Origin of the sequence: Halogeometricum pallidum JCM 14848, assembly GCF_000337095.1 — an archaeon.
GTDB classification, from domain to species: domain Archaea; phylum Halobacteriota; class Halobacteria; order Halobacteriales; family Haloferacaceae; genus Halogeometricum; species Halogeometricum pallidum.
Genome location: NZ_AOIV01000004.1, coordinates 35,205 through 48,721 on the forward strand (window position 1 = coordinate 35,205; position 13,517 = coordinate 48,721).

Consider the following 13,517-nt stretch of genomic DNA (forward strand, 5'->3'; position numbering starts at 1 on the left):
TTCACACATCACGACGATGACCGACACGACCCAACCCGACACCCCCACCGACGAAACCGGACAGACCGCCGTCGTCCTCCTCTCCGGCGGCATGGACAGCGCCACGACTGCCTACGAGGCGAAGGCCCGCGGCTACGACCTCTACTGTCTGCACACCTCCTACGGACAGAAGACCGAGGCCAAGGAGTACGACTGCGCGCGGCGACTCGCCGACGACCTGGACGCCGCGGATTTCCTGCACATCGAGACGGACCACCTCTCCGAAATCGGCGCGTCGAGCCTCACCGACGACGAGATGGCCGTCGACGACGCCGACATGGAGAGCGAGGAGGTTCCCACCTCCTACGTCCCGTTCAGGAACGCCAACCTCCTCTCGATGGCCGTCTCCTACGCCGAGGCGAACGGCTGTTCGGCCGTCTTCGTCGGCGCGCACTCGGAGGACTACGCGGGCTACCCCGACTGCCGACCCGAGTTCTTCGAGGCGTTCGAGACGATGGTCGAGGTGGGGACGAAGCCCGAGACGGAAATCGAGATAGAGGTTCCGTTCGTCACCGACTCGAAGACCGACATCGCCCGACGCGGCCGCGAACTCGGCGTCCCGTTCGAGCACACGTGGTCGTGTTACCGGGACGAGGCGCCCGCCTGCGGGACCTGCGACTCCTGCGCGTATCGCCTGCAGGCGTTCCGAAACGTCGGAACACGCGACCCCATCGAGTACGCCGAGCGACCGGAGTACGCCGAGTAGTCCGCTCCCTTTTCGCCTCCGTGTCGAACGACGCTTGCGGCGGTCCGCGTCCGTGGGATCGGTTCCGCCGCGAGCGCTCAGCCATCGAGGGGAAACTCTACTTCCCCTCACACCGCTAACCGACGGGCGTGAGCGACGACCGAGACGAGGACAAGCGGGAGACGGCGAGGCGGTTCGGCGCCGCCGCGTCGGCGTACTTCGAGAGCGCCGTCCACCGGGACGGCGAGGACCTGCGAACGCTCGCGTCGTGGTGCGCGGACGCGACCCGAGCGCTCGACGTGGCCACCGGCGGCGGCCACACCGCGGGCGCCCTCGCCGAGGCGGGCGTGCCGCGCGTCGTCGCGGCGGACGCGGCGCCCGAGATGGTCGCCACGGCGGTCCGCGAGTACGGCGTCGCGGGCGTCGCCGCGGACGCCGAGCGACTCCCGTTCGCCGCCGACGCCTTCGACGCGGTGACCTGCCGCATCGCGGCGCACCACTTCCCGGACCCGAAGACGTTCGTCGACGAAGTCGCGCGGGTCCTCGAACCCGGGGGCGTCCTCGCCTTCGAGGACAACGTCGCTCCCGAAGACGAGGAACTCGCGGCGTGGCTGAACGGCGTCGAACGCCTCCGCGACCCCACGCACGTCGCCCTGCGCTCGGTGTCCGAGTGGACGGACCTGTTCGAGGGTGCCGGCATGACGGTCGAGGAGACGGCGGGTGCGAAACTCACGCTGAATTTCGACGCGTGGGTCGAACGGACCGGAGTCGCGGACGAAGACGTCGCCGAACTGCACCGCCGATTCCGGGAGGCGCCCGACGGCACGCACGACCGGTTCGAGGTCGAGTTCGAGGGTGACGGAAAACCAACGGACGGCAGGGATAGCTCCCGAGCGGTCGTCTCGTGGGAGAATCCAAAAGCGGTGATGCGCATCCGAAAGCGCTGATACGGGTTCGGCGACGCGAGACGAATCCGCAGGCGCCGACTCCGACTTCCGCTCGCTCGCGCCAACTTTATCATATGGTGGTATCACTAGGTAATCGATGCCGACACAGCTCCAGCACGCGAGGGACGGCGAGACGACGGCGGCGATGCGGCGGGTCGCGGAACGCGAGAACGTCGACCCGGAGTTCGTTCGAGAAGAGGTCGCCGCGGGTCACGCGGTCATCCCGGCGAACCGTGAACACCCGTCGCTCGACCCCATGGTCATCGGCGAGGCGTTCTCGACGAAGGTGAACGCGAACATCGGCAACAGCGAGGAGACGAGTTCCCGGGAGGAGGAACTGAAGAAACTTCACACCGCGGTCCACCACGGCGCCGACACGGTGATGGACCTCTCGACGGGATCCGACCTCGACGGAGTCCGCGAGGCGAACGTCCGGTACTCGCCGGTCCCCGTCGGGACGGTGCCGATATACGAGGCGGTCAAGCGGGCCGACTCCGTCGGGGATATCACGTTCGAGATGCTCTTCGAGGTGATCGAAAAGCAGGCCGAACAGGGCGTCGACTACATGACCATCCACGCGGGCGTGCTGATGGAACACCTCCCGTTGACGGACGGCCGCAAGACGGGCATCGTCTCGCGCGGCGGGTCGATACTGGCGAAGTGGATGGAGGACAACGCGGCGCAGAACCCCCTGTACGCCCGTTTCGAGGAACTGTGCGAGGTGTTCGCCGAGTACGACGTGACGTTCAGCCTCGGCGACGGCCTCCGGCCGGGATGTCTGGCCGACGCCGGCGACGACGCGCAGTACGCCGAGTTGGAGACGCTCGGCGAACTCGTCGCCGTCGCCCGAGAGCACGGCGTGCAAGCCATGGTCGAGGGCCCGGGACACGTTCCGCTCGACATGGTCGCCGAACAGGTCGACCGGGAACGCGAAGTGTGCGACGGCGCGCCGTTCTACCTCCTCGGTCCCCTCGTCACGGACGTCGCACCGGGGTATGACCACATCACCAGCGCCATCGGCGCGACGGAGGCGGCGCGCGCGGGCGCGGCGATGCTCTGTTACGTGACGCCGAAGGAACACCTCGGCCTCCCGGACGCCGAGGACGTGCGCGACGGTCTCGCCGCCTACCGTATCGCGGCGCACGCGGGGGACGTGGCCGCGGGCTTGCCCGGCGCACGCGACTGGGACGACGCGCTCTCGGAGGCGCGCTACGCCTTCGACTGGCGGCGGCAGTTCGACCTCTCCTTGGACCCCGAACGCGCCCGCGAGTTTCACGACCAGACGCTCCCCGGAGACAACTACAAGGAGGCCCGCTTCTGCTCGATGTGCGGCGCGGAGTTCTGTTCGATGCGCATCGACCAGGACGCCCGGGAGGACGGCGAGATGGACCGCATCGCCGACGAGACGGACCTCGAGGACTCCCCCGCCGCGGAGGTCAATCGACCGCCCGTCGGGACGCACGACACCTCCCGTGTGCCGGAACTCCCCGCGTTCCTCCGGGAGATTCACGAGGACGACCGGTCGGGGGCCGCCGCAGACGACTGGAGTCGCGTCCGCAACTGAGTACTCATCCGACCGTACAACGTCGTGCGGTCGAGCGAGTGAAGACGTCCGGACGCTACTTTAGGGGACTCGTCGATGCGGCCGTCGTACCGGATGGTTCGAACGCCCGATATCTGCCCGACTGGTCGCCTCTCCCATCCGGTATCGTGCCGGATTCGATACTCGGGCTAATCCGACCGAAGCGCTCGCTCCCGTAGTTATCCTTTCTAGTACTACCGTGCCCGGGGCAGTAACCGAAGATCCACCGTCCCCGTCGGACGCGCATCGGCTAAAAAGATAGATAGTCACCGAAACGGCGAGAGAACGCATCGAATACCGATACACTCGATTCTGCAGTCGCGGTTCGGCGCTCGACGGTTTGTTCCGCTCACCAGCTAATCCCTGATATTGAATCTGATATTAGCGTCGCAACGCTGATAAGCCATCAAGTCAGCTAGACGTGGTATGACGCTTCGGGAGGAGATTTCCGTACTCTACGTCGACGACGAGACGGAACTATCCTCGATGGTCGCCACCTACCTCGAAGGAGAGTTCGAGGACGCCCAACTCACCGTCGAGACGGTGACGGACCCGCACGACGCCCTCGACCGTCTCGCGGACGCCGAGATGACGGTCGACTGCGTCGTCAGCGATTACGAGATGCCGGATATGGACGGACTCGAGTTCCTCCGCGCTCTCCGCCGCATCCGGCCGAACCTCCCGTTCATCCTCTACACCGGTCGGGGGTCGGAGGACGTCGTCCGCGACGCGTTCCGGGTCGGAGCGACCGACTACGTGCAGAAGGCGACCGGCACGGACCAGTACGCTGTGCTGACAAAGCGAGTCGCGAACGCCGTCTCGCGCAACCGCGCGGAGGAGACGACCGAACGCTACGACAGCGCGTTCGAGGCCCTGGAGACGGCGGTCTACGTCCTCGACCGGTCGGGGCGGTTCGTCTCCGTCGACGACGTGTTCGTCGAACTGCTCGGCTACGAACGCGACGCCGTCGTCGGGACCCACGTCTCGACGGTGTCGGCGGACGACGAGGACTGCATCCGCGAGAAACTCGACCACCTGTTCGACGGGACGGAGTCGGACACGACCCGGTTCGAGACGGAGGTGTACGCCGCGGACGGCGAACGCATCCACTGCGTCGCCACCGTCTCGCCCCGCGTGTTCGACGGCAGCGTGCACCGCGCGGTCGGCACGCTCCACGACGTGACCGAACAGCGTCGCCGCCGGGAGGTCGAGAAGTCCCGGGAGTGGCTGAAGGACCTCATCCTCGACACCTCGACGACGCTGATGAGCGCCGAAGTCGACGAGATAGGGACGAAGATACACTGGACGCTCCAGAGTCTCGGTGAGTTCGCCGATGTCGACGCGGCGGTCATCTACTCCTACGACGCCGACACCGACGCCCTGCAGAAGAGCCACGAGTGGACGGCAGACGGCGCGTCGCCGCGGCCGACCGCGGTGAGGTCGAACGACTGCGAGTGGCTCCTCGACCGACTGTGCCGGTTCGAGAACGTCCGGGCACCCGATGCGGGCGCCGTTCCCTCCTGTCCCGTCGACTCGCTGTCGCTCCCGGACGACGGGAGCCTCCTCGCGCTTCCGATGGTGTCGAACTGGTCGCTCGTCGGGGCCCTGATGTTCGTCTCCACCGAGTCCAGGCGGTGGCCGGACAAGGACGTCTCGCTGTTCGGCACCGCGGCGGATATGCTGTCGTACACTCTCGAACGCAAGCAGCGCGAACGACAACTCCACCAGCAGAACGAGCGACTGGAGGAGTTCGCGAGCGTCGTGAGTCACGACCTCAGGAACCCGATGAACGTCGTCGACGGCTTCGTCGACCTCGCCCGCGAAACAGGCGACGTCTCGCATCTCGACCGCGCGGTCAACGGCCTCGAACGGATGGACGCTCTCGTCAACGACGTGCTCGAACTCGCCCGACAGGGCCGGACCGTCGGCGAGACGTCCACCGTCGACCTCTCCGGCGTCGTCGAACGCGCGTGGGGCGCCGTCGACACGGGCGGCGCGACGCTCGAACTCGTCGGAGAACTCGGCACCGTCTCCGCCGACCCCGGGCGACTCACGCAGGTCTTCGAGAACCTCGTCCGCAACGCCGTGGAGCACGGCCCCACGGGCAGTCGGAGTTCCTCCGACGACGCCGTCGAACACGGTTCGACGGACGGCGACGACTCCCGCGGTGTCGACGCCGACGCCGTCACCGTCACCGTCGGTCCCCTCCCGAACCGCGGCGGCTTCTACGTCGAGGACGACGGCCCCGGCATCCCGCCCGAGGACCGTGCGGCCGTCTTCGAGCAGGGACACACCACGACCGAGGGCGGGTCGGGGTTCGGCCTCTCTATCGTCGAGGGAATCGTCGAGGCCCACGGCTGGTCCGTCGCCGTCACCGAGGGAAGGGGGGGCGGCGCGCGATTCGAGATCACCACCGCGTCGCACGCGCAGGCGTTCGACCCGCCCCGCGCAGACTGACTTCGCTCCGCCCCGACTGACGGCGCCCCCGCGACGACCGGGAGGCGCCCGAACCCGACTACTCCAGCAACTCCTTCGTCTTTCGGTGGCGGTATCGGAACATCGGCTCGAAGCCGACGACTGCCGCCGGCGACGCCGCCCGGCCGAGGGGGCCGCCCGGCAGTTCGTACTCTAAGCGGTCCTCGACGAGCGTCTCGTCACCGTCGGCGTAGAACTGGTGCGTGTGGACCCACTTCCGGAACGGGCCGCCGATCATCTCGTCGCGGAACACCGCCGCGCCGTCCTCGCACTCGCGTTCGACGATGTGGGAGGTCCACCGCTGGGCCGGGCCGACGCCGAGCGGTCGCATCGACATGCGGACCTTCGACCCGGTTACCAGTTCCTCGGGGTCGGGTTCGCCGTCGGGGCCTCGGACGTCGACGACGTCGAGGTTCATCCACTCGGGCGTCAGCGCCTCCAGTCCCGATATCTTCGAGTGAAACTCCCAGACCTCCGAGAGCGGGGCGGCGACCCGCGTCCGACGGGTGTACGTGGCCATATCGTGAGTAAGGGGCGTCCGAAGGAAAAGCCCGCGGGCGGGGCCGACTCAGAGCGTGAAGCGGGTGACGCTCGTGCCCGCAACGGTCAGGTCGGCGTCCGTCGCGCCGGCGACGGTCACCTGGTTCTCGCCGTGTTCGATGTCGACGGCCACCTCGAACGCGCCGTCCTCGGGTTCGACTATCGCCGTCTCGCTCGGCGTCTTGACCGCGACGACGGCCGCGTCCGTCTTCCCGGAGACGACCAGGTTATCGCCCATGAAGCGCGTGCTCACCTGCAGTTTCGGCCCCTCGGGCCGGTCGGTTTCGAGGTAGCGCTCGCGGACGAACGCGGGCATCTCGACGGGTTCGCCGACGTCGATGCTGTGCGCGAGGCGCACGAACTGCGCCATCGACCACGCCAGCGGCGTCGCCGCGCCCGTCCCCTCGCCGAACTCCCAGTTGTAGGCGGTGCTGTGCTCGCGGTCCCACACCTGCTCGGATATCATCCGTCCGGAGTTGGCGAAACTGGCCATCGTCCGGAGCATGTTCGCGGGGTCGAGCGCCTTCTCCTCGGTGTCGTTCAGCAGTTCGAACTCGCCGCGTTCGCCGGTGAAGATGGGCCAGAGGCGACCCTTCCCCTTCGACTCGATGGACCACGGCGCGCCCTCCTCGTCGCGTTCGCGTTCGCCGTAGCCGTCGCCGTTGTAGCGGTAGAAGGCCGGACCGTCCGGCGTGTCGACGCGGATGGTGCTGTCCATCTCGACGACGGTGTTCTGGATGATATCGTCGTCGGCGGGCTTGATGCCCAGCCTGACGAGTTCGAGGAAGCCGCCGTCGATTATCTCGCGTTCGTCGAGCGTCGGACCGCTGTTGGCCAGCGTCCGCAGGTGGCCGGCGTCCGGGTCACCGTCGCGGGTGACGCGGACGTAGTACGGCGTGTGCTCGTGGCGGTCGGTGCCCGTCTCCGTCGCCGTCCACGACTCGACGCTGTCGGTCCAGTCGTCGGCGAGGGCCAACCAGATGAGCGCGTCGGCGTCGTAACCCTCCCCGATGGCGATGGCGGCGGCCGAGGAGAGGCCGGCTATCTCGGCGGCGATGGACGAGGGCGAGTAGCCCGCCTCCTCCTCCCAGCGCTCCTGGGCCGTCGGCGGCCCGTTGCGCGCCACGTAGTCGGCCGAGCGCTTGACGTTCACGTAGTCGTAGCTCACGTCGTCGAACGTGACGCCGCGCTCTGCGAGCATGTACGCCATGACGGCCGGGAACGAGATGTTGTCCATCTGCTCGCCGCCCCAGCGCGTCCGGCCGTTGAGGTAGGTGTTCTGGGGGATGAAGCCGCGTTCGTCCTGCTGGTACTCGTAGATGTACTGCAGGGCGTTGACGGCCGTCTCGAGGTCCCCGACGGCGTCGAAGACGGTGAACACCTGATAGAGGTCGCGCGACCAGACGAAGTTGTAGCCGTACCCCTTCGGTTCGTCGGAGGTGACCGCCTCGCCCCACGGCACCGACGGCGACGCGATGCCCGCGCCGAGGAACGTCTTGTCCTCGACGGCCCGCAGCGCCATCAGGCAGGCGCGGTACTGGTTCGCCAGCGTCTCGTCGTCGGCGACGGATGCCGGCGGTTCCTTGTCCGCGAGGAACGACTGCCAGGAGTCGACGTACTTCGAGCGCACCGACTCGTACCCGCGCGTGAGTGCGCCGGCGGCCTCGCCGAGGGCTGCCGCGGTGTCCGCGTTCTCGGCGAATCCGAGCGCGAGCGTCTCGTTCACGCGCGTCCCGGTTCCGATGCGACCCACGAGGACGACGTTCTCGTCGTCGACGCGCTCTTGGGCGTTCGGCAGTTCGCCGTTCGAGAACAGTCTCGCGAGGTGTTCGGTGCCGGCCACCCCCACCGTCGCCCAGTCGAACCGCCCGGCGGCGGTCATGGCGACGGCGACGCTGTACTCATCGCCGTTCTCGTCGATGAGGAGCGGTCGGGCGTTGCCCTCCTGGTCGTACGCGCCGGCGTCGCGGGCGACGAGGTGGTAGCTCCCCATCTGCCCGAGGCGCAGGCCGCGGTCCTTCCCGCCGGTGTTCACGAGGGCGGTGTCGGCCACCGCGTACAGTTCGTACTCGTTGTCGTCGTCCGCCTCGAAGGAGACGTCGACGAGGAGCGCGTCGTGTTCGGGGTCGACGGCGTACTCGATGGTCAGTCGCCACTGGTGGCCGCGGCCGTCGCCGGATTCGGTGATGATGTGTCTGAACACGAGGGCGTCGTCCTCGGCCATCTCCGTGCGGCGCTCGATGGTGTCGGTGGCGTCGTCGCGTCGCGTCTCGTTGTGCGTCCGCGCGGTGTACGACGACTCGGCGTCGGCGTCCACGACCAACATGTCCAGCGTCCGCAGATTCATCAGGTCGACGCGCGGGAACCGCACCTCGGTGAGCGACCCCTCGGTGAGCGTGAACCAGATCCGCGAGGGGTCCTCCTCCGTGTGGTCGGCGACGGTGCCGATGCCGTACTTCTCACCGGTGGTCCACCGGGGACGGCTCTCCGGGCCCGAGGGCGCCGGTTTCGGTGCGGGCAGCGCGTCGTACTCCGAGAGCAAGCCGGTGGTGTTCAGGCGCACCGCGTGCGACCACCCGAGTGGCGCGGCGCTGTCGGGCGTGCCGTCGTCGAACACCTGCTCCGTCAGGTAGCCGCCGCCCGTCGTGAACGGCCCGTCGGGGCGAAGCAGGCCGTACAGGTCCGTCGCCTCCTCGAGGAAGGCGTCGGACTCCTCGCCTCGGCCGTATTCGTCCAGGAGGACGGCGAACGTCGCGGCGGCGTTCGCGCCCCACGCCGTCGACAGCGACCACAGCTTCGACTCGTCCTGCTCCGCGGTCCGCCACCAGTCGTCCTCGAAGCGGATGAGGCCGGCCACCTCGCCGGTGTCGCGGTAGAGCTCCGAGAGCGTCGTCTCGAGGTGCGACTCCAGTCGGTCGAGGTCGTCCTCAGAGAGGCCTTCGAGCCCGTCGTACGCCACGAACGCGTCGACGAGAGACAGCGTCGCGGAGTCCAGACGCGAGTCGAGTTCCTCGCCCTGCAGTCGCGTGCCGTACACCTCGCGCTCGTCGTCCCACAGCGCGTCGATTCCCTCGAACACGGCCGTCGCTTGTTCCTCGGCGTGGTCGGCGAGCGTCGAGTCGACGGGCGCGCGCGAGACGGCGACGTACGCCTGCAGGAACGTCGCGGCGGTGTGCGTGAAGCGACCCACCATGTTCTCCCACGCGTTCTGACACGTTTCGGGGAGGCCGTCGTCTTCGAGGCTGTCGTCCAGCGACGCGACGCCCCGTTCGATGGCCTCGCGCATCCGCCTGACGAGGTCTGCGTCCAGTTCGTCCCGGCGCCCCTCGAGGAACGTCGAGAGGAAGGTGACGACGCTCGCCGTCTGATCGGCCTGGTACTCGGGCTTATCGGAGCCCTCGACGCGGGCGTGCGCCCACCCCGGTGCCAGCGACCCGTCGACGGCCCACACGCGGTGGGGCCACGACCCGTCGTCCAACTGCGTCTCGCAGAAGAACTCCGCGTTCGTCGTCAGTCGGTCGGTCAGTTCCAGCGAGAGGCGGTCGTCGGCACCGAGGAGGTACCGCGATACCTCCGCCTCGTCGCGGAACCACGTGTAGCCGTAGCCGCCCGAATGCGTGTAGAACGGGTCGAACTCCGGCCCCGCGATGTGCGCGCCTGTGGGCGCGGTCAGCAGCGACAGCGCCCGAAGGTCGGCGCGGACGAGGTTCTGCCGCGGCACGTGGTCCGGGACGTACACCTCCGCGCGGTCGCGCGCCGAGGCTCGCAGGTCGTCGGCAGACGCGTGCGCCAGCGCGCAGTGGTTCAGATCCGAGAGCGCCTCCTCGCGGCTGAGCGAGCGGTGGTCGGACAACTGGGTGACGAGCGTCGTCCGGACCGCGCGGCCCTCGGGTTCGAGGGGGGCGGAGACGACGATGTCGCCGCTCAGGTGGGTGTCCTCGTACCGCTCCAACACGGCCTCGCGGGGGAACTCGAAGGTGTCGTCGGAGAGAATCTCGTCGAACCGCTCGGGTATCTGCCCGCGGACGTCGTCGAGACCGGTGGACGCCGTCACGTAGTCGTGTTCGTCGCGGTGGAACACTTCGACGGCCTGCGTCCCCTCGGGGCCGCCCGTCTCGTGGATGAGGCGGCCGACGCGCGTCTCGCGCCCTTCGGGTGCGAGCGTCAGGAACGCCGTCAGGTGCGCGTCGGTCGGAATCGCCCCGCGGAGTTCCACGTGCGTGACGTGCGCTCGGCCGAGCGTGAGGTCGTACTGGTGGACGGTGTACTCGCCGGCGTCGTACTCCGTCTCGACGAGGCTCGTCTCGCGGTAGTAGTGCTGCCGAACCGTATCGAGGCTGTCGAACCACCGTATCTCGCCGTTCGCCTCGATGGCGAACCGCGACCTGTCGATGCCGTAGAGTCCCGACAGCGCGGCGGAGTAATCGCGAAGTTCGCCGTCGCCCCCGACGTGTACCAGTCGGTCCCCATGGCCGGAGAAGGCTCCGTCGGCGGTCGGACGCTCCTCCGGAAAACGCCCGCCGTGGTCGCGCTTGTATTCGTTCAGCGCGGTCCGTAGTCTCATATACGCAGGAGGTGTGCGCCCGGAGCATAAGTATTGGCCGTTTTTATTCACATTCGCATACGGTTACCTCAGGACGGTCGAGCGGACAGGAGCGAGCGCGAACGCGGGAATCGCGAACCGACCGACGAAACACGTCATATCCGCCGAAGGATGGGCAAAGGCAAAGTCCCGAGGGGTGTTTGCTCTCTCCATGCACCATCCCGGTCCACCGCGGTTCATGGCTGTCGGCGAAACGGTACAGCTTGCACCGAGAGACCCCGACCCCGACGCGACGTACCGCTGGCACGTGAAGAGCGCGCCCGTCGCGAGCCAACTCGAACTGCCCGACGACGAGAACGTCGTTCCCTTTTCGCCCGATACGGCGGGGACGTACGTGCTCGAACTCGAGGCCCCCGACGAAACGCACACGCTCACCGTCCGCGTCTTCTCCGGCGAACTCGCGCCTGTCGGCGTCGGCGGCGGCGCCAGCGGGATGAGCGGATCGAGCGGGATGAGCGGGTCGGCGCGTCCGACGGGAGGGAGCGGCGGCGTCTCCGGTTCCGGGTCGGGCGCGGGGTCCGGCGGCGGCAAGGGCGGCGGCCGACCGCGCGTCCAACTACAGGGTAGCGTCGAGGACGACGTCTTCGTCGTCCGCGCGGACCCGCAGACCCACCCGGACAGCGACACCGACCGCGATAACATCGTCGTCGAGTTCCTCGTCGACGACCGCGACGGCGTCTCCTCCTCGGCCGTCGAGATCGACGGCTGGGAGCTTCGAATCCCCCTCTCGGCTATCGGGAACCGCGTCCGCGTCCACGGCGTCGCCCTCGCGGACGCCTACAGCGTGCCCGACACCGTGGAGTTCTCGCGCGAGCAGATGACCGACGGCGGTGATCGACCCGAAGATTTTCGAATCTCGTCGGAGCGAAACTCCGACGGCGGTGAGCGGAGCGAAGCCACGCGAACCTCGGCGGAACTGCGTTCCGACGGGGGTGAAGCGGAGACGATACCGACGCGCGGCAACGCCGTCTCCGGCGTCGTCGACCGCCCGAACGACCCGCCGGAGTGGTCGAAGGACGTCACCCTGTACGAGATATACGTCCGCGGGTTCACCGACGACGAGGAACACGACTCGGTCTTCGAGGCGTTCGAGGAGCGACTCGACTACCTGGAGGAACTGGGCGTCGACTGCCTGTGGCTCACGCCGGTCCTGCAGAACGACCACGCGCCGCACGGCTACAACATCGTGGACTTCTACGACATCGCCGAGGACCTCGGCACCCGCGAGGACTACGAGGCGTTCGTCGACGCCGCCCACGACCACGGGATGAAGGTGCTGTTCGACCTCGTGTTGAACCACTCCGCACGCGACCACCCGTTCTTCGAGGACGCCTACAAGAACCCCGACTCGGAGTACTACGACTGGTACGAGTGGCAGGAGAGCGGCGAACCGGGCACGTACTTCGACTGGGAGTTCATCGCCAACTTCGACTACACCAACCTCGAGGTCCGCCGCTACCTCCTCGACGCCGTCGACATCTGGGCGGAGATAGCCGACGGCTTCCGCTGCGATATGGCGTGGGCCGTCCCGAACACGTTCTGGCAGGAACTGCACGACCGGGTGAAAGAGAAAGACCCCGAGTTCCTCCTCCTCGACGAGACCATCCCGTACATCGCGGACTTCCACAACGGGATGTTCGACATGCACTTCGACACCACGCTGTACTTCACGATGCGGCAGGTGGGCGACGGCAACATGCCCGCCGAGGCCGTCCTCGACGCCGTCGACCAACGCGCGGAGGTGGGCTTCCCCCCGCACGCGTCGTTCATGCTGTACATCGAGAACCACGACGAGACGCGCTACATCGTCGAGTGCGGCGACGACGCCGCGATGGCCGCCGCGGGAGCGCTATTTACGCTCCCCGGCGTCCCGATGCTGTACGGCGGACAGGAGATCGGTCAGCGCGGCCGCCGGGACGCCCTCGCGTGGGACCACGCCCGCGAAGAGATTCAGGAGCACTACAAGCGCCTCATCGAGGTCAAAAACGAGACGCCGGCGCTCGGGTACGACGGCGCCTACCGGCGCGTCGACTACGAGTCCGACACCGACCGCGCCGTCGCGTTCCTCCGCGAACACGACGGTGACGCCTACGTCTGCGTCCTCAACTTCGGTTCCGACCCCGCGACGGTAACGCTGGACGACCGCGAGGTGGACTCGACGGACCTCGTCACCGGCGAGGACGTCGCCACCGCCGACGGACTGGAAGTCGAACACGTCGCCGTCCTCCCGGTGAACTGAGGGGATGACGACCGACGCGGGCGTCCAACTCCTCGACGAACTGACCGACGAACTCCTCTTCGCGGCCAACATAGAGGGCGTTCCCGTCGAGGTGTCTCCTGACTCTCTCGCCACGGACGCCGCCGCCGATGCCAACGCACCCGCGATTCCGACCAACGGCTGGGAGCCCGCGCTGACCGCGCCGGACGTCGACGCCGACACGGAGGTCACACTCGCCAACGCCGACGCCGTCGTCTGGCGACGGGAGCCGTAGAACTGCGCCTCCGAGAGGACCCTTTCGCCGCCGGAGGGGTACGCGGGCGGGGCTTTCGAGGTGGTTCCGACGACGTCACCGTCCGCATGCTTCGACCGAGGACTCGGGAGAGACGCGACCCGCAAACCCTGAATACCCGCAGTTCAAACGGGGT

At 68.0% G+C, this 13,517-nt stretch carries 8 protein-coding genes; 6 read left to right on the forward strand and 2 right to left on the reverse strand.

Translation table 11 applies throughout. From position 1 onward, the window contains the following. The first annotated feature begins 16 nt into the window (after positions 1–16). The 4 genes from queC (at position 17) to C474_RS01910 (ending at position 5,710) form a co-directional block, all read left to right on the forward strand. Positions 17–745 carry a 7-cyano-7-deazaguanine synthase QueC gene (gene queC, locus C474_RS01895; protein WP_008383406.1) on the forward strand — a complete coding sequence of 243 codons (729 nt, stop codon included), beginning with the start codon at positions 17–19 and terminating at the stop codon, positions 743–745. A gap of 128 nt (positions 746–873) precedes the next feature. Then, the gene (locus C474_RS01900) at positions 874–1,671 is read left to right on the forward strand and encodes a class I SAM-dependent methyltransferase (protein ID WP_008383409.1); all 798 of its coding nucleotides are present in this window, start codon (positions 874–876) and stop codon (positions 1,669–1,671) included. A 97-nt stretch (positions 1,672–1,768) separates the two neighbouring features. Continuing rightward, entirely contained in the window at positions 1,769–3,235 is a 1,467-nt protein-coding gene (thiC, locus tag C474_RS01905) for a phosphomethylpyrimidine synthase ThiC (protein WP_008383411.1), read from the forward strand. A gap of 444 nt (positions 3,236–3,679) precedes the next feature. After that, a complete protein-coding gene (locus C474_RS01910; RefSeq protein WP_008383413.1) occupies positions 3,680–5,710 on the forward strand; it encodes a hybrid sensor histidine kinase/response regulator in 2,031 nt (676 codons plus the stop codon). Positions 5,711–5,768: 58 nt separating this feature from the next. On the opposite strand, the gene C474_RS01915 is transcribed toward C474_RS01910, so the two are convergent. Both C474_RS01915 and C474_RS01920 read right to left on the reverse strand, forming a co-directional pair. Next, complete coding sequence (locus tag C474_RS01915) at positions 5,769–6,248, reverse strand: SRPBCC family protein (protein WP_008383415.1); 480 nt, start codon at positions 6,246–6,248, stop codon at positions 5,769–5,771. Positions 6,249–6,296: 48 nt separating this feature from the next. Beyond that, the gene (locus tag C474_RS01920) at positions 6,297–10,832 is read right to left on the reverse strand and encodes a glycoside hydrolase family 15 protein (RefSeq protein WP_008383417.1); all 4,536 of its coding nucleotides are present in this window, start codon (positions 10,830–10,832) and stop codon (positions 6,297–6,299) included. A 217-nt stretch (positions 10,833–11,049) separates the two neighbouring features. Between C474_RS01920 and malA the strand changes: the two genes are divergently transcribed. Next, on the forward strand, positions 11,050–13,110 hold the full coding sequence (gene malA / locus C474_RS01925; RefSeq protein ID WP_049916647.1) for an alpha-amylase MalA: 2,061 nt from the start codon (positions 11,050–11,052) through the stop codon (positions 13,108–13,110). A gap of 4 nt (positions 13,111–13,114) precedes the next feature. After that, complete coding sequence (locus C474_RS01930) at positions 13,115–13,363, forward strand: hypothetical protein (RefSeq protein WP_008383421.1); 249 nt, start codon at positions 13,115–13,117, stop codon at positions 13,361–13,363. Positions 13,364–13,517 lie beyond the last annotated feature (154 nt).

Coding starts and splice junctions, on each gene's coding strand:
- queC (WP_008383406.1), top strand. CDS start 17: ATGACCGACACGACCCAACCCGACACCCCCACCGACGAAACCGGACAG.
- thiC (WP_008383411.1), top strand. CDS start 1,769: ATGCCGACACAGCTCCAGCACGCGAGGGACGGCGAGACGACGGCGGCG.
- C474_RS01910 (WP_008383413.1), top strand. CDS start 3,680: ATGACGCTTCGGGAGGAGATTTCCGTACTCTACGTCGACGACGAGACG.
- C474_RS01915 (WP_008383415.1), bottom strand. CDS start 6,248: ATGGCCACGTACACCCGTCGGACGCGGGTCGCCGCCCCGCTCTCGGAG.
- C474_RS01920 (WP_008383417.1), bottom strand. CDS start 10,832: ATGAGACTACGGACCGCGCTGAACGAATACAAGCGCGACCACGGCGGG.
- malA (WP_049916647.1), top strand. CDS start 11,050: ATGGCTGTCGGCGAAACGGTACAGCTTGCACCGAGAGACCCCGACCCC.
- C474_RS01930 (WP_008383421.1), top strand. CDS start 13,115: ATGACGACCGACGCGGGCGTCCAACTCCTCGACGAACTGACCGACGAA.